Origin of the sequence: Bacillus sp. DE0042, from assembly GCF_007680225.1 — a bacterium.
GTDB classification, from domain to species: domain Bacteria; phylum Bacillota; class Bacilli; order Bacillales; family Bacillaceae_G; genus Bacillus_A; species Bacillus_A wiedmannii.
On record NZ_VEJP01000004.1, the window covers coordinates 71,634 to 90,798 of the forward strand.

Consider the following 19,165-nt stretch of genomic DNA (forward strand, 5'->3'; position numbering starts at 1 on the left):
CGTTCGGTGTTCTTTCACGTTAACTATTTTTTATTTACGTAATATAAAATTAAATCGATTATACTTTTGTTTTTAAACTGACTAATGTCCTTAATAGATAGCGGTCGCTTACTATAAACGTGGATTTCAAGAAAGTTATCGCTCAAATCCTTCGTATCTAAAAATGTTTGAAAGTCATATACGCCTATATGATACTCGTCTGCCGTTAAAAATAGTTCATCGTTTAGCATCATGCCTTCTAACATACAAGTTTCGTAATGATCATCAATTGGAAATCGTCTTTCCATACAAAATACATCGTCTGCTTTTAATTCCATTCTCTTTTCTTCAATAACTAAGTAGGCCGATGAGCTTGTGCCAAAATGGTACACAATCGTAAGAGGTGTCAACTACAAACAGCTCCATACCACCTTGTCATCATTCAAGAGCGCTTGCTCATAACGCGACCTGCCAACCGACGTATGAACCTCACGCTTCACCTTTTCAATTTTTATAAAATATACGCAATGGCCATATCAATTAAAAATAACGTACCGCCTACGTCGAAAACACCATAATAGTAGATACGATTGGATAACGTTTCAAGCCCGAAGTAATTATTTAGTTTTGCAAACATTCTCAACGCCTCCTCAGTGTAAGTCCTTTTTAATCGCCGCAAGTGCAACTAGAAAATCCAATGCCGTCATATTTCCAATTTGAGTAATGTCGACCAAGCTTTCGTCTAAATCCCCTTGTAAATTTAATACCGTTGCTCTGATAATAACTTCGTCATTGTTACCGTATGTGAACTCTTCGATTGAAATACCGTCTTCATATACCGTTAGTACGTGTATATCCATGATTTTATAAGCCTTCCCAGTGAACGTTACCTTCGAACCATCTCCGTACTCCACCGTGATATTTACATCTACTTCTTTAATATTTTGTATATTCATTTTTTCATTTCCCCTCCCTAAATCACGTTTAACGTAACCGATATCTACACTACGAATTACGTTCAACTAAATTATCAACCCTGAAATTACATTTTATGCAATTCTATTCAGACTATATAATATAGACAAGAGGTGATACATAGTGGCAAAAAGAATAGAAGTTAAGCTGTGTGACATATTAAAATCTCATGGTATGGATCAGAAGGATTTAATCGATAAAGATAACGGATTATCTACACGAACAATAAGTGAACTAGCGAGCGGAAAAATGAAAAGATATCCGAAAGAAGCGCTAGAGAAGATCGCAGATAAATTAAATATTACCGATATGAATGAATTACTATTAATTGTCGAAGATGAGGAGAATGCCCAATAATGGTGTTCTTTTTATTTAGAAGAAACTTCCCAACGTTAGAAACTATGAAGAGGACTTATGATTATAATGATGCTTTTTTGAGAACTAAGATTAAGTTTCAAACTCATAAATCGCTTTCTTTAGTTAGAAATTAGCTAAACAAATAGTTAATTAATCTTATCATTGATATAATGTAATTAAAAAACGTATTATTTGGAGGGTTATTTTAATGAAATTTTCTGAACGAATGGGATTTGTTCCTGTAAATCAATTAATACAAATCGATTCCATGAACGAACCATTAAGAAACGGTTTATGGAATTCTTTTTATACTTTTATTTGGCGAATAGAGTATAAAAAACACAAAAGCTCTAGGTCTAGTGTGTCAGGAAAAGAAGGTTTAAAGAACTTAAATACAATAGCTGGCGCCTTATGGTATGACTTTTTCAAATTACCTCTTAGTAAAATACCTTCTAATCTGGATAATTTTTTTAAATATGTAGAAAATCAATATTTCGCTGCCGAATGGTACCAAGCATACGATTTCATCGAATATATCGCCCAAAGTTTCCCTTTTCTTGATGAATTTGAATCATTTAAAAAAGAATGTAATCGGATTTTAGAAAAAGAAAAATCAGCCTATAGATTTACAAATAACACACTTACTCAAATTACTACTGAACAAGAGATTGAATCTATAGAAAAAGCAATTAACTCTAAAGGTACTAAGGCTTTTGTAAGTATGCACATAGAACAAGCCTTACGTTTAATGGCTGATCGAAATAATCCTGACTACATTAATTCTATTAAAGAATCAATAAGCGCCGTTGAATCCATATGTAAGGTTATTATAGAAGACGAAAAAGGAACCCTAGGGCAAGCTTTAAATAGGTTAGAACAAAGAGGAATAGTCATTCAGGATGCATTAAAAGAAGGATTCAAAAGAATATATTGGTATACAAGTGATAACGATGGTATTCGCCACGCTCATAAAGATGTACCAAATGTTTCTTATGAAGATGCTCAATTCATGCTTATAACTTGTTCCGCATTTTGTAATTACCTAACTGAAAAAGCAAATAAGGCTGGAATTGATATTTCTTAAATAAAACTTTATTAAATAAAAAATCGACCGCCCATAATAGGCGGTCTTTTCTACCGCTACTAACGTACGGTTACTAGCGTATAGTTACATAAGTCGGACTAGCCGTGATGTAATACGTACGCCCTTTCGAATTGTGCACGCGGTATTGAGGCAAACCATTTACGTCGACTTTAGCGTCGATACCTTACGCTTTAAGGTCTTTTTTACTAGAGAATTATCCGCGAAATTGAGTATGTACATGCGAAGTAGTATAAATACATAAGAAAAAGCTATTACGTAAAAACACAACGAGTATACTGGTGATTTCAAGCCCCGTGTTTTAAAAATACTATACTCATGTTTTCTGCGCCTGGGCCCCAAGTTTCCGACGAGAGAGCCCCCGGCATTCAACAATCCGATTGGAATCGCTCACTTTTTATATAAGATTCTATTCATCAATAGTTTACATAATCACCCCTATTCCTGTCTCGTGTAATCATTTCATAGTCCGTAAACAGAAGGCGTGTAGGTGTATGATGGTTCTTTTGATTAACTCTAATATATAACTTTAATATCTCTTTTATGATTTAAATACACCAAAAGACTCTTATCAGAACGTAAAACAATTTACTTTGATAAGAGTCTTTCTTAGACTAAGATTATTAATCATAGGATATTTTTATTGAATTATTCTCTTGCAACATTTTCGCCACATTAATTACAGGTAAATTAAGTGTTGGAAACTCGTTTGATCTAGATAATAAATCCGATATTAACATTCTTAAATATGGAAAGAGAATAGCAATAGCATTATTTAATAAATAACTTTCAAAACTTACGTCTTCACTTTCTCTATCGTTAAATTCAAATTTCCCTTCCAAAACTACCTTAATAGCAAAAGGTGATGCTTTATCCTCAAGCTCTCCAAGAGTACAAGTAAGCTCTACTGTCGCATAAACTTCTTGAATACTAATACGACACTGGAAATTCGTACTTAAATTTACTGAATCGGTCTGATTAAAATCTATATTTTTTTTAAAAAAAAGTTCTTTAACTATATAGTCTTCAAATATTAACCCTGCCATATATCACGCCGCCTTTTTATTCTCAAAAACCTTATACAAATCTGTATTTCCTAAAAAAAGATTGGATATATCCACATTATTAAAAGTATCTGCAGCAGTATCATTCACAAATATCTTATTAATTTTCGACAAATTTCTAGACTCCAAACTATTTTTATTTAAATTGATATCACAATTAACCATATTGACATTACAAGTAATCTTATTAGTAACCTTAGTTTTATTAATTGTAGTATAAGGAATATCAGAATGATTATGATTAAATTTTTCTCTTACCGCACATTTAAGGTTATCAAAAGTTACAATCCGCTCTTTATTATCTGCTGAAACAAAATGAAATCCTGGATTAGAAGAATTTGTTTTAAATTCAATACCTAGGTCATTAGCCGCAGCCATTATTTTATTTATGTCAAACATTTTCAACACCTCTATTTATTTATTTTAACCTATTTTTGAAGATGTTTCAAAATCAAGAATGGATTGATCATAAACACAGAGTTGATTACCTTTGTTATTCTCGATACCACATTGGCCTAATCTCTTAAATAACTCTGGTCTCTCCTTATTTGAAAATTGATAACAACTTGCTTTATATCCCTGGGTCTTTGATAACAAGTCCATAGTTTGACATAAAGCATAATGCACTAAACCCTCTTTATCTAATTCTTCATTATCAGGATACTTAAATTCAAAACCATTATTCTGTATATAATCCAAAAAATCATGAAGAATTTTTTGGTCTGACTCTATATTTAGATTTATTAATTCTTGTTTTGGTATATTAGCTTCTATGTATATTACACCTGGATCATACTTTTTTTGAGGCACATACTTTTTAGCCTTTTTAACTGCCTGTCTTGCCCACCATTCCGCTTTTCCTTGATCATCTATAAAAAAATAAGCACCGTTTCCTAACCAATGATTAGACCTTTTTTCAAAATCAAATCTTTTAGTTTCTAGAATTAAATTCACTGCTTCATGGGTAGAACCGTGAAAACAATTATATCTTACATTATAATTCAATGATAAATCACCACCATTATGTCTATATGTTACTTTCAGTATACACTAATAAGATAAAAATGCACATTCTTAACCACTAATTTTTAACAAATAATACCACAAAAATCTTTATTCACCATACAATCCAATTTGAATAATTCCATATAAATAAATTTACAAATTAAAAACATTAATATTAATATCATGATACAGCAATTGAAATGTAAAAATATCATCTTAATCATTTATTGTATACATACAAAATAAACCTTATAAACAAAAAACATTTACATATATCGATTAAAAATAATTGGTTTACTTAAGAATAGGAAAATTTTAAATCTTGTTATATAAATATTTTTTTGATAAGAACTCTTCCATCAACATATACTTTTTTGATTTCTTAAGCCAATTATTTTTGAAAACTCATGATAGGAGTTTTCAAAAATAATTTACTCTTTAACCACTTTTATTCTAAATAAAAACTTTATAAATAATTCTAATTTAGAACTCATGAGAAAGTAACTTTATTAAAGTTACTAAATTTACTTCTGTATTTTCATTTACACATATTTTCTTTATTACTTCAAATCTAATCATACGATTAGAAAATTTGTTAACACCCTCTGAAGAAGCTAGCTTATATTTATTTATCATATCAAATGTCTCTCGATTCGCTTCTCCTATATCACCAATTTGAGCATCATTTTTAAATAAATAATATACTTTCACAAATAATGTAAATCTCTTTAGAATATCCTCGCAAAGAGGAGTATCATTTTCCAGCATATCAAAAAACACAGAAAATAATGTATATAATTGATTTTTCTTTGAAATAAATTTGCTTGTATCTGAATTTAATATTTTTCGTATTGCATCCATCCCATGTTCTATCATCACTAAAAGTTCTGATTCCTTCTCAAAACTTTCACGTTCGATGAATGCTGATTTTACTTTTTTCCAAACGTAACGCTCTGCATCAATACCTGGCCGATATTCAACCATTCCTTCAATAAACAATTTGTACAAACCCCCAAATAAAAAACATTAGTATTATTATACTAAACCTTCAATCTAAAATAGATATTTTTTTTACAAATTAATACATAATTTGGAATTTTATATGGTAATTAACCCCCATAATTAGAATCTGAATTAGAATTTTTCTTCAGCTCAATTAAGGTTTAATCCATTTATTTTCAATTAAAAAGTTATATTCTCTTTATCAATATAATATCCATAGATATAGATTATGTCATATAGATATCATTTTATATTGTACCAATAAATAATACATAAGTTGTATATTTATTTTTTAAATTATACAATTAATGTGAAATTCTACAATTTTAAAGCCTTTAAAAGCTTTTTCTAAGTATTTCAAAGCCATATTATTTAAGCAAGATTTAGCAGTAAAGTTTTCCACTTTGAATCTAAGACATTGGTCTTTAAAAATAGGAGGTATATTCATGGAAGGATTAACGATTAAAACTATCCCTTTCACAAAAGAAGAAATTGATAAAATTAAAACGGATTATAATGTTTTTAATGACTACCCTATTATATATATCCTACATAAGGAGAAAGAAGCTTATATTGGTGAAACAGTAAATGCTTTTAATAGATTACACAACCATAGACTAAATAGGAATAATACTTCTAATGCTAAAAACAGACATGATTTTAAGCACGTAACACTGATTAAACATGAAAAATTTAATCAATCTGCTACATATAATTTGGAAACAAAGTTAATTAATTATTTCTTAGGTGATGAACGTTACACGTTAAGAAATGTTAGTCAAACTGTATCTTCAGTTGTGCATAACTACTATGAAAAAAGCTTTTATAATGATGAAGTTTTTGAAGCAATCTGGAAAACCTTGAAAGATACTGAACAGATTGTTAATAAGGATCTATTTTTAATTGAGAATAATGATATTTTCAAACTATCTCCGTTTAAGCAACTTACATCTGAACAGTTCGAATTATACCAAGATGTTGTATATGAATTAGAAGAGCAATTCTTTAAAATGAATACTCAAAACAAAACAGAACATAAAGTGCTTTTCATTGAAGGTAGTGCTGGGGTTGGTAAAAGCGTTGTTTTAAGTTCTCTTTATTATAAAACGTTAGAGATGTCTAAAGATAAAAACTCACATTTATATCATACTTCCAGTTATATTTTGATTAACCATAATGAAGCATTAAAAACGTTCCATAGCATAGCTTCTAACGTGAAAATTATGCAGAAGAATAAAATATTAAAACCTACTTCTTTTATTAATCAAATGCCGTTAGATAAAGAGAGTACACCAGCTGATATTGTATTTGTAGATGAAGCCCATCTACTACTCTCGAGTTCAGATTCTTATAATTCATATCACGGTCAAAACCATCTAGAAGATATTATTAAAAGAGCTAAGGTGACTATTATTATCTTTGATTCTAAGCAAGTAACCCGCAATAAGGCATATTGGGATGCTAAAACTTTAAACACCGTCCTATCAAAATATAAGCCTAAAAGATACAAACTTTCTACTCAAATGCGAATGCATGCTGGCGATGAATTAGTTTCATGGTTAGATAATTTAGTTCAAAAGAAAATTACGCCTATGCCAAATGTCCCTAAGACTTATGATTTTGACATCTTTGAACATGCTTCTGATATGCATAAAAAAATACAACAACAAAATACGAAATGGGGACTTTCTAGAGTTGTTTCCACATTTGATTTTGAACATAAAAAAGATGGTGGAAAGTATCATGTTACAACTGGCGGCTTAGATCTACCATGGAACCTTACTGATTCTTCTACAACATGGGCACAACGAGAGAAAACTTCTCCACATGGAAGTTCAATTGATGAGGTAGGTTCAATTTATACTGTACAAGGATTTGACTTAAACTATGTGGGTGTAATATTGGGACCATCTATCTCTTATGATGAAAAAAATAATAAGCTAGTAATATTAAGTGATAGTTATAAAGATACCGAAGCATTTAAAGGATTAGGAAATCACCCTAATGCTGCAAAAATAAAAGATGAAATCATTTTAAATGCGCTTAATATCTTGCTAAAACGAGGCATAAAAGGTCTTTATTTATATGCACATGATGAAAAACTAAGAACAAAGTTATTAGAAATTCAAAAAACTACTTTATAATACAAGTAACTCAACAAAAGGTTAATCAACGGAGGTAGTTAGTATGGAACTCTTAAGTAGAGAAAAGAGTAAGAAACCTTTAGATAGAAATAGAAGTGGCTTTATGGGGGAATGCCTAGTATTAGCCAAATTAGTTTCTTTAGGCTACACTGTAAAATTTGCTGATACTACTAACCAAGAAGGATACGATTTAATTATTTTAGATACCGATAAAAAAATTGAAGTAAAACATATTCAAACTAGTGAATCCACTTCTAATGACTCATTCATATTAAAACGTTCACAAGCTGAACTGGATTTATTTGATAACCTAGTATTAATCATCAGCAACTTTACTAATGATAACGGGTTTAATAATTTGAAGTACTATATTTTTTCTAATCATGAAATTAGAAGTATCTTTTCGAACAAGGGAACATCTAGCGGAAACTTTACGTTTAACTTAAATAAAGAAGGTACAAAACTTGCTAGTACAGACCTTTCTCCATTCCAAGACCAATGGAAAAAAATTTAAAATTAATATCATAATTAAACTGTTTACTCTCTAGAATTTTTATTATAAATTCAAGTAACTCATAACGATTTTAAAATAAAAACGCCTCATTCAGGTTTAACTATTTCCCTCTCATTTCAAGGAATAGAAAAAGGCAACTAATTCCCTTAAAAGAATTAGTTGCCTTTTTAATAAATTAAAAGACATGGCCGTGGCCAGCATAACACGTGTTCAAAAACTACCTAAATCACACTTTGAACTTTAACTATTTCCTAGAAAACAATATATTTCAATGCTATTTTTAACTTTTCCTTGTTACTTCAGACACCGTACTTCATTTCTACCATTTATTAAATGCTTTTTCAGCACAATAAGACTTTCTTGAATATCGGTTAAATCAACTAAGAAAACTTTTACTTTTAATTCTAGTACCTCGTCTTTATACGATTTAAAATTAATATCAATATCCTTCATTTCCTCATTTACCGGGTATAATAGCCATATTTCTGATGCCTCATATTTCTTTGAGTAAGCATACATTTGATACATATCAGCTTGTGATATACCATAATTTCTTTTTTGGTTATCAATTAGCATTTTCCACTTCGTATCTAATATTACCCTACTACCATCTTCACGCGTAATAACAATATCCGGTCGTAATGCAAACTTTTTTGGAATATTAAACAAATAGTGCCCCTTATCCTGAAGTGATACTTCCCACATCAAATCACTTAATACTTTTTTTAGGTTTCTAGCAACATATACTTCAAAAACTTTTTCCATCGGAAACAATAGCGCTCTAGCATTTGTCTCTCCAGAAAAGGTCGTAAAGCTCTGATTCATCAAGAAAACTTTAGACCACTGCATTAGCGTTTTATAATCTTTTGTGTTCCTATCAATAACTATTTTTGAAAAATCCTTGTTATAATTAATTGAGGGTTTTACCTTTTCAAAATTAGGGAGCAACTGCCTAATTCCTTTTATATTGGCTGCACTCTTAGACAGCTTTTGTAATTTTAATAATGTTGACTTGATTAATCGATTTTCTGGTCGGTTCATTCCATACTCGTCATACTCTACATAGAATCGTTCTTTATGTATTTGATTTTTCTTGATTTGTTCCCGAATTATTAACTTCCCTTTAAAATAATTTACATTATCTACTACAGGAAAGTACGATGAGCGAAGACCTTTTTTTATTAATTCTCTTACTTCCTGGATATACATATTAATAAAAAGCTCATACAGGTTCATTTTATCTACGTTTAGATTAGCATCATTAAAAATCTTACTTGGAAAGTCTTTCATACTTCGGATCATTCTTAGAAATGTTTTCTTTGTATCCTCAAGCCCACTATTTGTAATCTTGGGAAGAATTTGAACCTGAAAACCATTCTTCATCTGAATTAATCCAACATAATTCCTTGCTTGAATTATTTTCCCAACATTTCTCCGCATACTTATTCTTAGAAAATTTGCTGAACTTGTTTCTTCGTTCACATTTAAGGTCAATATAAATTTTTCTAACTCTTGAAAAGTCTCCTCATTTAAATACTTATAAGAGTCATTATTTTCATAATCCTTATTGCAGGTTATTGAATCGAATTCACAAACCTCTAATAACTTATTCATTTCTTCACCATGCTTTAATAGATTTGTTTATAGCTATCTGCCCTATAAAAAGCTTCTGTCTGAATTTCATATTTCTTTTCTGGTAAATCAATATCTGGATTTCCTTTAAATATATTCTTCAGTTTAACTTCTGTATCTAAAACAAATTTATTTATATTATCTGTTTTGGCATTATCTCCAAGTACTAGCTGGATCTTGCTATAGTCTTCATAAAAATACTCTTGTAATAATGGTATAATATCATTTAAAAATATTTGTGCTAAATTCTGTATAGATTGCTTTTCTGCTCCAACCAAAGGAGTAAAAAAGGCATGTCCAATTGTATGCTCTCTATCATACAAGAATTCTATTCTTTCATTCATCGCTTTTAAGATAGCTGGAACATCAATTCCTTCTATTTCGAGAATACCTAGTTCTTTAAGTATTTCAATGTCGGGCATCATCTCAATGAATTTAAATCTTCTCCTTAATGCTGTATCCATTAATGAAATAGATCTATCTGCTGTGTTCATTGTCCCAAGAATATGTACGTTATTAGGGACCCCAAACTCCTCCCCTGTGTACGGTAAAAGTGCAGTAGTCTGTTCTGATGCTCCAATTCTCTTTGTTGGCTCAATCAGTGTAATTAATTCACCAAAGATTTTCGAAATGTTACCTCTATTAATTTCATCTATTATAAACACATAGGGGTCAATATTTTTTTCCACATTAATCTCGTTAGTACTCGTATACTTTTCAATTAAATTAATTACCCCTTCAATATCCATCTTTCTTAGTGGATACACAGTCTTCCTATCCAACTTTGTATTCTTATTTAAGGCATATACTTCTTCAATAATATTAGTAGCAATCCACTTCACTTTTCTTTTCCTTGGATATTTTTTATCGGACTCATCAAATTCATAAGGGCCGTCAATAATTCCAATTGCATCAATGGTAGTGTTGCTACCTTGAATAAATACAATATCTTCTTTTTGCATTTCCTCCTGGAAATTCAGCAGAATTCTACGTACTTTATCATTTAAATTATCGGTTTGTTCAGTGATGAGTTTATCCTTCTTAGCCCATCCAATCTTAATATAATCATTCTGAAAACATTCTTCTTTGAGTTTAGTTTGCCCCGTCCCTTCAAGAAGGACGTTCCACACGACAGGGTGCTTTCGTATCTTTAAGGAAGGTGCTTTTACTCTAACCTTTTTGGCCTCTTCACAAAACTTTTTAAATACCCCAGAAGTATATTCATATTTTAAATCTGATATGGAGTCTTCATCTTGTTGATTAATTACCGGTTTTATTCCTTCAATAAATTCTTCATATCCGTACGATTGATGAAATGTTGTAAAAGCAACTCTTCCTTCTTTCATTAACATTTCATAACGATCTAGTACTTCTTTATAAGGCATTTCCTTTAATGACTCAATACTTTTTTTATCACAAATGGCAACTGCGTATAAAACCGTATTATACGTTTTACCTGTTCCAGGTGGTCCATACAAAATTTGATTCTTTGCAAATTCCACGTCATTACTCCCCTTTTGTGAAGGATTTGTTTCTTGCTGTTTAGTTACCGTATTGTACAATTGAGATACTAATCGTTCACCAGCTCCCTCTGTCAACAATCTCGTTGAAATCCCTTGCGAAAGCCCCTTATCATTATCAACGGGTAAAAACAAACTATCGGTAATATCAATCTTCATGTACTGTTCCCCTTGCCATGTACCTAAATGTTGAATCACTTCTTCACCTTTTAATCCAGCTGCATTACATGCCTCTCGAATGGCTATTAAGGAGCTCTTATCCGGCATCATCTGTACTTTTTTCGCTCTCTCAACGTTTGCACTTTGTCGTGAAACAGGTGTGAAATCTTCATCTAAAATAAACAAATTGCCTTTTTTATCACCAATATAATAAATATCTCCTATTTCATAGGCACGCTCAAACGTTATTTTACCTTCCATCTTTAATTCTTCAATAATTACTCCAACTTTTAAAATACGGTCTATCTCAGCCAAGTTCTCACTTGTAAAATCTTCATCTAGATATCTCTTAAATCCCTTAAGTATTTCAAACATTTGAAACGGTAACATAACAGTGTCCCTTTTTCTGTTTTTATTGCTATGTTTATATCTGTAACAAATAATTGGATTTTCTATAATTTCTTTTACACTTCCCATATGTGTAATCATTGGCGAAGATGTAACTTTATCCTTTAAATCTTCGAATATATTATCACGAATAGAAGCTCCTGTTACTAGGTAAACTCTATCCCCAACCACTTCCTCTTTTACATTTCCGCTATCACTTTGAGACCTTGTAAGTTTAGTAAGTGATTTAGGCCAATAAATTGTTTGGGATTTTACAAAGATTTCATATTCCCCAATTGTATTTGAAAAAACAGCAAATTTTTGTGCCATAAAAATTTTGACTCCATTCTAACTAAAATGAGTATCATATTTCCTTTATCTTAAAAGTAATTACAAATGAATTTTCTTTCTTATTCCATTATTGTATCATTTATTTATACTACTCTTATGAAATATATTAAATTGATTTTTTGTTAATAACCCATGAATTATTTACAATTCGGTTTCAGATGACAAACGCAGACCACAGTAGTTGATGTCCCTTCCCCCACAATACATTTCTATTTCTTTTTTATTTATACAAGATATAAATCGTTAGTTTGAATTATATAGTTAAAAAGGAATAATAATAAATAGGAGGAAGATAATGATGAAATATCAAGCAATATTTTACTTGATTTTCCCATTTCTATTTCCCACATAATCCAAAAACAGTGCCATACTAGCTCCAATAAATACTGCAACGAGTCCTATAATAATCAAACCAATAATGTTGAAAATCAAAAGTAAATATTAATTTATTTTCATATTAACATTCTTTATGTTACGATTTAATTGTTGTTAAGTTAAGTAAAATTATTGCGTTTTGCTTACTTAATGATTTATAATAAAAAACCGATAAAGATAAAATTCAGCGGAGTTCTTTTCTGTTTCACCTCCGTAATTATACAAATTAAAAGAACAGGGACATATTTAGCGAAGTTCTTACCCATTCACCTTCGTAATGATATAAATGAAAAGAATGGTGATCAAATTTTATATGCTCTACTATAGTGAGCACAAAAAAACTGCCTCCCAACTGTTAGACATTTCTAACGATTGGGAGGCAGTTTTTTCTATAAAGAAATACAAATACTCTTTGTACAAAAAATCACTGACTAAGAAAATCTTTATGATACTGGAGTGTCATAAAAAACTTAAGGGTATTTATGGATACAGGAGAGTACAAATTTGGCTGAAAGCCACTTATAACCTTCACTTTAATCACAAACGTATACAAAGATTGATGAGGTTAAGTTTGCTGTGCGCAAATATATACACTTTTATAATCACCAACGGTTCCAAAAGAAACTAAATAACCTGAGTCCCTATAAATATAAAACTCAGGTTGCTTAGTTGTGTTTTTTGAATACTGTCTACTTGAAAGGGGTCACTTCATTATAGGGTTGTCCTATTTTTATTTAACAGTAACTTTTGAATTAGTTATTTCTCCTATATTGGTTCCAACAGGTATTGTATATTTATAAGACATTTCAACACCTTTACCTTGTTTAACTGCAGATTTAATCGGTGTTATAATTCTATCTGCTCCTAAGTCATACATAAACATTGATAATCCTGCAGCAGGAGCAAGGCTTACTATATACTTCACAGTTTTCGCCCATTTATTAGTAGAGTTCCAAGCATTGTAATTTTTCAATACATCCTTACAATAACTGTTTTTCAAGTAAGTTTTAATATTAAATACCTTTGCACCTGCTCTTTGTGGCTCTATTCTAATTTCAGCAGCAGCAGTAGAAATCGTTATAGGTCTATTAGTTTTTAACTCATTTAATTGGTAATCGTTTAGTTCAAGATCTTTCATACCAAAATCAGTAATTGAATTTTCCAACTTTGTGTCAGTCTCCGCTTTCGCTGGTGTAGCTATTAAAGATGTTGTACCTAACATAGTTGCGCATAGCATTGTAATAATTGTTTTTTTACCTTTTAACATTAGTTTTCCCCCATCCATAGATTGATAACTACATAGTTAATATTAACATATAATAGAAATTTTTTACAATATTGTATATTATATATATTTTTTCTTTTTTATAGATTTTAAGGTATAATTATGTTATATATAATAATTTTTGTATAAAATAAAATTATATAATTTAACAGGGGGTATTTTTAAAATGTTTACAAAAAAACAAATTATATTTTTCATTTTACTTTTCCCGTTATATTTACTGATAGATTATTTAACCAATTATAATTCTATTGTTGAAAGAACTATGCTTATACTAATCGTAATTACAAGTTTTTCAATGCTCGTATATAATAATATAAAAAAATAACAAGGGTTATCAATTTCACTGGACATTTATTAAAATAAAAAATACCATATCTATTCGCCTATACTATTAGATTCCTGTAGTATCATAATGCATAGTTATCAAGTCGGAGAAGGCACCTTAGAGTGCCTTTTTTTGAAATCAATTCTATATAAAGAAAAAGCCCTAATATTTCAGGGCTTTTTAAGTAGAAAATTAGTTTGATCTAACACCTTCATAATGACCATATGCACCGCCATTTACGAATTCTAGAGCAACCCCTTTAAAATACCATTTAATTCCGTCACTCTCAAAATAGTTAGCAAACTTACCTGATTCACTATAAAATTTATAAGTTCTATATATCCCTCTTTCAGTGACATATTCATAGGGAAATTTGTATATATAATCATAAAATTCTTCGTTTAGTGCTTTGATTGGTGCATAATTATTAGTATTATCCACACTTGCACTTTCCGTACTCGCTGATGCGGCGCTAATTCCTCCAGTCAATGCAATACCTGTTGCTAAAACCCCAACTAACAATTTCTTGAACATAATAAATCCCCCTTAATATTTTTTATAACTTACAACTTAAATGTATCACTTTTGTATTTTTTGTAAATATTTTGAATTTGTAGAAATATTTATTTGAATCTTATTAATATTGGTAATTCATTTTATCAAATGGAAAATAGAGGGATTTATTATGATTTGTAATAATGCATGTTCATTCAGAAAAAAATTGTGATAAAATCTAAGCAACTGTTCTATTTTTTTTCAGTTAAAATAGAAACCTTACTTCTTATTTACCACAACAAGGGAAGACACCTTAGGTTGTCTTTTCTTTATTTCTCAATATAAAAACTTTAGGAATATGCTATTATTCAAATACAAATTCCCTTTTGTGCAATAAGATAGTAATATCCAATAAAAAAAGCCCACCTATTTCCGTAGGTGGGCCTTATCTTTATTACACAATACCAAAGTATACTCTCTATTTCTCATAAACTTTATGTAATTATACATATCTGTAAAAATCACACTAAATTAATATTACATGTAGTAAAATATAAATTGTGGACACGTTCTATAAAGCAGATTCTTTTGAAAGACGTAACATATCGACCATTATAAAAGATGTGCCATCAATCTATTACTGATCTCAAATTTCTTGTACTTTGTGAACTAACAATCTGGTGTATATAGACGATTCTGTTTTATAGGATGTGTTTACATGTATAACAAAGGGATAATACGGATAAGTTTATACTAAATGAATGTAGTTCAAGTCGGAGGAAGGCACCTTATGGTGTCTTTTCTTTACCATAAAGTGCTATAATATTGAATAATACACCTTTAGCAGCTATTTGATTTTTTGAATTTATCGCTTCCACTGCGAAATGATGAAAAATATCTTGCTTTCCTTTAAAGCTATACTTAAATACAAACCCACCATTTTCCCCCTCAGAACTCCCAATTAATTTTCTTTGATTATAAGTTGCTGTTCCTGTTGGAATTAAATAAAATTTAATCCTTTTAGCATTTTCAGCTGTAATACTAACAGTTAAAGTTCCATCTGTTTTAGGAAGGGATAACCAACCTTCTTTAATACTATAGGGAAAAGTACTAACATTATCTATTGTAACAGTCTATGATCTACTAGCTAATGTTTCCGTTAAACAAAATAGATTTAAAAATAAACACGCTAGTAAAAGAAGAGAGAATAAACGCTTTGAAAGTTGCATTTAATACCCTCCAGTTTATAATATTTATCTTTCGTAAAAAAAATATATGTACAAAGATACCTGTTTTTTATGAATTCCTTTTTCGAAGGATTCATTTTTGGGCTTAGCGTGGCTTTTTTCCGAAATGCTGGCGGTGCCCCATGCCCATCAAGCTAAGATTTTAAGACACCCCATGCCCATCAACTTAAGGATGGATACAAAACAAAATTTTGTTCATTTGAACTGAAATCTCTCCAAATGGGGGGATTTATTAAAAATAAGCACGCAAAATAAACCCTAACGGGTTTCATTTTTTCACTATGCAGCTTTCTTTTGCTTGCTGCATCCACTATACTCATAGATAACACCCATAATATCAAAAACAGTCTTTTTTTCGTATCTACGTCCGTTTTGTTGTAGAAGGTGAAACAGGCGGGTTAGAAGCTTTGTTATCTCTTGGGTGTTTTGTATGGATTGATAGAGGAGAAATAGATGGTCTTGAATCATTCCAATTGCTTTATATTCACTTAATTCTTTTTGCTTCTTCTGTAATAAAAGTTGACGCATTTTAAACATGGTAGAAGAACATAAGAAAATAGCGATCAGTTTTCCGTATAAATGGCACTCTATTCTTTCTTGTTTGACAGTGCGACAATGATCTATATCAAATAATGATTTCCACGTTTTAAAAACAATTTCTATCTGCCAGCGTAATGTATACAATTCATGTACTTGTTCCATCGGAACCCACTCCCAAGGTGCATTTGTCACATATACATTTAATCCCGCTACTAATTTACTTTTCTCTAAATAGATTCTGTGTTTTGACTTTTCTTTTTCTGCAATTTTCTCTAGGCGTTTTTGTAATTGTGCCGCTGTTAAACGATGAAAAACGAGACGTGAAAATAACTGCTGTTTATCTCCAATATAGGCTTGCTGATATTCTATCGTTTCCCCTGGTTGGAGTTAATTCAAAATCTGTATGACATTGATTTGTATGTATTCTGATTGTTTTTTAATGGAACCATTTTTAAAATATTCCGGATCTGGATTTTTTACATATACGTTTGTATTTAACTTTAACCGCGAAATATAATATGTACCTCGTTGATCCATTTGATCTAAATCCTCTAATGAAAAATATCCTAAATCACGAATACATAAATCGCCTGGCCGTAACGTATCTAAACATTCTGTTCCGAATGTTTTATCATTATTTTTTCCAGGTCCCACTTGAAAATTAAGAAATTGTCCACTATGCAAATCATATTCTAATTGAATTTTGATCCCAGCTGTTTGCGCACAGCCACCTGAACCAGGATATATATGTTCCAAAGTATGGGGTACTTGAAACATAGTGGCATCCATGATGCGAATACGTTTAAAATGCGCAAAAAGTTGGCTAGAAATGTGAGTTTGTTCACAGATTTTTTGTTGTAACAACAAAGAAAAGATATGTTTTAAAAATAACACTGATTTTTCGTTAAATCGTTTATTTAAGCCCTCCGGGCTAAGTACAGTATCTGTAACTGCGTGAAGTCTACTACATAATCGTACTAAAGGATCACTGGCCACCCTTTGACTAATCCAAATACAAATGGTAGCTAAATCTGATCCCGAAAATTTGCGTTTTCTCTTTACAAACTTCATCTCTCTTGCTAGTTCTTCCAAAAATTCGGGTGTGATATAGCGCTGTAATTCTTCCGCAAATGGTTGTAACTTCTCTTGAATCGAGAGGTTCATAAAAAAACGTCACCCTTTCTCATTTATATTATGTAAGAAAGAATAACGTTTTTTTGTACTTGGGGGTAGTAAAAATCCTTCAGTTGATGGGCATGGGTGCCCCCGCATAGGTAATGCTAAATGAAGAAGCGTCATTAATACTTGACCTTGACCTTGTCCGTATCCTGTATCTACCATTGGATTCCATGATATTCAAATTTTTTTATCCACATGCGGACCATTTCGTGATTCGCTCCTAGTGATTTCGCGATGTCTTCTATACTTTCATTTCCATTTTAATAATGTATAACTGCATTCATTTTGTCTTCTGCAATAAATTTAGTCATAAAAAAACTGCACCTCCGATTGTTAGACACAGTCTAACAATCGGAGGCGCAGTTCACATTTATCAACCTGTTTATGTTTTTTTCAAACTTTGCAACAGAACCACCCTATTGATCATATATAAAATAAGAAAATTCGCATTATTTTCTCGCGGAAATAGGTGGAACCGTAATAACTATGTCATGATTTTTTAACTGTACGCGAAAAATATATACCGGTTGAGAAAAACCTTTTGTATCAGTGACGTGCTCCAAATTATACTCTGTAATGACTAATGTCTCACCTTCAAATTCTTCACCCGCTTCGAAAGTTCCCATAGGATAAATGTCTCCTTGTTTCAGCTTTTGAAATGCTTCTTTTGGAGAAATAATTTCGACGTCTCGCACTATTTCACCTTTAGAATCGTAAACAGGCATTTTTTTACCTTCATTACTTAACTCTAGTGATGTTTTTATAGTGACATGAGACATATCTGTTTTTCTGTAAGGATCAAATGGCATATTACCAAATTCCTTCATTTGATACGAAATAATTATTCCAAGTGCGACGAAGCTTACTGCAGTAGGTAAGATTAAATATTTGACTATTTGTGTGTGTGATTCCTTTTTTTTAATAAAAATAAGAATTATATTTAATATACAATACCCAAGCATCATTCCTATAGTATTATGAAGTAAATCGTCTAGTTCCGCACTTCCACGAAGTGTTATAAATTGAAGAGTTTCAATAAATAAAGATGTTGTAATTGAACTGATTAACATCCATTTTGCTTTTAAAAAAACTTCACTAAATAAAGGTAATAAAATCCCTAACGGCAACAGCATACCTATATTAACAATGATATGAAAAAAAGAATTAAATGAAAATTGATTCCATGCTTGTTGATACTGGCTTAGTACATCGAAATCAATTGTTCTTACAAAGATATTCCCAGCTGAACGACCAAATGTGGTAGCCATTATTAAAAGAGAATAATATCCTATTATTGATATAAATAATATAACTTGTCGTTTTGTAAATTTCTTTTCTAGTTCATTAATAAAATTCATTTTACACCTACTTTAAAAATTCCGCCTAATCCATTGATAAACCTTGCATATCCTGGTATTGCTTTTCTAACAACTTGGGATTCTTATATTTACTAAAGAAATAAGATTCCGCCATGTATTACACTTTTTTTTGAAACTTTGTTGTTCTTTTCTCCTTTCATCCTTAC

At 30.6% G+C, this 19,165-nt stretch carries 16 protein-coding genes and 4 pseudogenes; 6 read left to right on the forward strand and 14 right to left on the reverse strand.

Going from position 1 to position 19,165, the window contains the following annotated elements; genetic code table 11:
• Positions 1-23: 23 nt before the first annotated feature.
• The 3 genes from FS802_RS16755 to FS802_RS16760 form a co-directional block, all read right to left on the reverse strand.
• Positions 24-389 carry a hypothetical protein gene (locus FS802_RS16755; protein ID WP_144525217.1) on the reverse strand — a complete coding sequence of 122 codons (366 nt, stop codon included), beginning with the start codon at positions 387-389 and terminating at the stop codon, positions 24-26.
• A gap of 101 nt (positions 390-490) precedes the next feature.
• Entirely contained in the window at positions 491-616 is a 126-nt protein-coding gene (locus FS802_RS31580; protein WP_257143471.1) for a hypothetical protein, read from the reverse strand.
• A gap of 13 nt (positions 617-629) precedes the next feature.
• Complete coding sequence (locus FS802_RS16760) at positions 630-935, reverse strand: hypothetical protein (RefSeq protein WP_144525219.1); 306 nt, start codon at positions 933-935, stop codon at positions 630-632.
• 142 nt (positions 936-1,077) lie between these two features.
• Here FS802_RS16760 and FS802_RS16765 point away from each other — a divergent pair, with 142 nt between their 5' ends.
• Together FS802_RS16765 and FS802_RS16770 are read left to right on the forward strand one after the other, a co-directional pair.
• Positions 1,078-1,311, forward strand: coding sequence for a helix-turn-helix domain-containing protein (locus tag FS802_RS16765; protein ID WP_186367219.1), 234 nt, complete (start codon positions 1,078-1,080; stop codon positions 1,309-1,311).
• Between the two features lie 208 nt (positions 1,312-1,519).
• On the forward strand, positions 1,520-2,395 hold the full coding sequence (locus tag FS802_RS16770) for an AbiJ-NTD4 domain-containing protein (RefSeq protein ID WP_098092558.1): 876 nt from the start codon (positions 1,520-1,522) through the stop codon (positions 2,393-2,395).
• Positions 2,396-2,468: 73 nt separating this feature from the next.
• Here FS802_RS16770 and FS802_RS31585 read toward each other — a convergent pair.
• The 5 genes and pseudogenes from FS802_RS31585 to FS802_RS16795 all read right to left on the reverse strand — a co-directional run.
• A pseudogene (locus tag FS802_RS31585) lies at positions 2,469-2,576 on the reverse strand (N-acetylmuramoyl-L-alanine amidase); the annotation flags it as partial.
• 460 nt (positions 2,577-3,036) lie between these two features.
• Complete coding sequence (locus FS802_RS16780) at positions 3,037-3,459, reverse strand: protein-export chaperone SecB (RefSeq protein ID WP_098092561.1); 423 nt, start codon at positions 3,457-3,459, stop codon at positions 3,037-3,039.
• Between the two features lie 3 nt (positions 3,460-3,462).
• The gene (locus tag FS802_RS16785; RefSeq protein WP_144525221.1) at positions 3,463-3,876 is read right to left on the reverse strand and encodes a hypothetical protein; all 414 of its coding nucleotides are present in this window, start codon (positions 3,874-3,876) and stop codon (positions 3,463-3,465) included.
• Between the two features lie 24 nt (positions 3,877-3,900).
• Entirely contained in the window at positions 3,901-4,482 is a 582-nt protein-coding gene (locus tag FS802_RS16790; protein ID WP_098092565.1) for a hypothetical protein, read from the reverse strand.
• Between the two features lie 483 nt (positions 4,483-4,965).
• Positions 4,966-5,481, reverse strand: coding sequence for a hypothetical protein (locus FS802_RS16795; protein ID WP_144525223.1), 516 nt, complete (start codon positions 5,479-5,481; stop codon positions 4,966-4,968).
• A gap of 449 nt (positions 5,482-5,930) precedes the next feature.
• Between FS802_RS16795 and FS802_RS16800 the strand changes: the two genes are divergently transcribed.
• Positions 5,931-7,628, forward strand: a complete 1,698-nt coding sequence (locus FS802_RS16800) for a DUF2075 domain-containing protein (RefSeq protein WP_144525225.1) — start codon at positions 5,931-5,933, stop codon at positions 7,626-7,628.
• Between the two features lie 43 nt (positions 7,629-7,671).
• On the forward strand, positions 7,672-8,142 hold the full coding sequence (locus tag FS802_RS16805; protein WP_088107548.1) for a PDDEXK-like family protein: 471 nt from the start codon (positions 7,672-7,674) through the stop codon (positions 8,140-8,142).
• A 294-nt stretch (positions 8,143-8,436) separates the two neighbouring features.
• Here the strand turns inward: FS802_RS16805 and FS802_RS16810 are convergent, their stop codons facing one another.
• On the reverse strand, positions 8,437-9,756 hold the full coding sequence (locus FS802_RS16810; RefSeq protein ID WP_098720503.1) for an McrC family protein: 1,320 nt from the start codon (positions 9,754-9,756) through the stop codon (positions 8,437-8,439).
• 14 nt (positions 9,757-9,770) lie between these two features.
• Positions 9,771-12,170, reverse strand: coding sequence for an AAA family ATPase (locus FS802_RS16815; protein WP_098720504.1), 2,400 nt, complete (start codon positions 12,168-12,170; stop codon positions 9,771-9,773).
• An 841-nt stretch (positions 12,171-13,011) separates the two neighbouring features.
• Here FS802_RS16815 and FS802_RS31945 point away from each other — a divergent pair.
• Together FS802_RS31945 and FS802_RS31950 are read left to right on the forward strand one after the other, a co-directional pair.
• Positions 13,012-13,140: pseudogene (locus FS802_RS31945) on the forward strand (helix-turn-helix domain-containing protein); the annotation flags it as partial.
• Positions 13,119-13,235: pseudogene (locus FS802_RS31950) on the forward strand (IS3 family transposase); the annotation flags it as partial. The pseudogenes FS802_RS31945 and FS802_RS31950, both read left to right, overlap by 22 nt.
• Positions 13,236-13,296: 61 nt before the next feature.
• On the opposite strand, the gene FS802_RS16825 reads toward FS802_RS31950, so the two are convergent.
• The 4 genes and pseudogenes from FS802_RS16825 to FS802_RS16845 all read right to left on the reverse strand — a co-directional run bounded on the left by FS802_RS16825 (position 13,297) and on the right by FS802_RS16845 (position 18,998).
• Positions 13,297-13,833, reverse strand: coding sequence for a hypothetical protein (locus FS802_RS16825; RefSeq protein WP_016089915.1), 537 nt, complete (start codon positions 13,831-13,833; stop codon positions 13,297-13,299).
• 538 nt (positions 13,834-14,371) lie between these two features.
• Positions 14,372-14,713 (reverse strand): LCI fold-containing protein, encoded by a 342-nt coding sequence (locus tag FS802_RS16830; protein ID WP_016089913.1) that lies wholly within the window; start codon positions 14,711-14,713, stop codon positions 14,372-14,374.
• Positions 14,714-16,200: 1,487 nt separating this feature from the next.
• A pseudogene (locus tag FS802_RS16840) lies at positions 16,201-17,625 on the reverse strand (IS4 family transposase).
• Positions 17,626-18,089: 464 nt separating this feature from the next.
• Complete coding sequence (locus FS802_RS16845) at positions 18,090-18,998, reverse strand: VanZ family protein (protein ID WP_016135801.1); 909 nt, start codon at positions 18,996-18,998, stop codon at positions 18,090-18,092.
• Between the last annotated feature and the right edge of the window lie 167 nt (positions 18,999-19,165).

Bases quoted from the DNA above. Each gene is read 5' to 3' on its own strand.
- FS802_RS31580 (WP_257143471.1), bottom strand. From the start codon at position 616: ATGTTTGCAAAACTAAATAATTACTTCGGGCTTGAAACGTTATCCAAT.
- FS802_RS16760 (WP_144525219.1), bottom strand. From the start codon at position 935: ATGAATATACAAAATATTAAAGAAGTAGATGTAAATATCACGGTGGAG.
- FS802_RS16770 (WP_098092558.1), top strand. From the start codon at position 1,520: ATGAAATTTTCTGAACGAATGGGATTTGTTCCTGTAAATCAATTAATA.
- FS802_RS16780 (WP_098092561.1), bottom strand. From the start codon at position 3,459: ATGGCAGGGTTAATATTTGAAGACTATATAGTTAAAGAACTTTTTTTT.
- FS802_RS16785 (WP_144525221.1), bottom strand. From the start codon at position 3,876: ATGTTTGACATAAATAAAATAATGGCTGCGGCTAATGACCTAGGTATT.
- FS802_RS16800 (WP_144525225.1), top strand. From the start codon at position 5,931: ATGGAAGGATTAACGATTAAAACTATCCCTTTCACAAAAGAAGAAATT.
- FS802_RS16805 (WP_088107548.1), top strand. From the start codon at position 7,672: ATGGAACTCTTAAGTAGAGAAAAGAGTAAGAAACCTTTAGATAGAAAT.
- FS802_RS16810 (WP_098720503.1), bottom strand. From the start codon at position 9,756: ATGAATAAGTTATTAGAGGTTTGTGAATTCGATTCAATAACCTGCAAT.
- FS802_RS16815 (WP_098720504.1), bottom strand. From the start codon at position 12,170: ATGGCACAAAAATTTGCTGTTTTTTCAAATACAATTGGGGAATATGAA.
- FS802_RS16825 (WP_016089915.1), bottom strand. From the start codon at position 13,833: ATGTTAAAAGGTAAAAAAACAATTATTACAATGCTATGCGCAACTATG.
- FS802_RS16830 (WP_016089913.1), bottom strand. From the start codon at position 14,713: ATGTTCAAGAAATTGTTAGTTGGGGTTTTAGCAACAGGTATTGCATTG.
- FS802_RS16845 (WP_016135801.1), bottom strand. From the start codon at position 18,998: ATGAATTTTATTAATGAACTAGAAAAGAAATTTACAAAACGACAAGTT.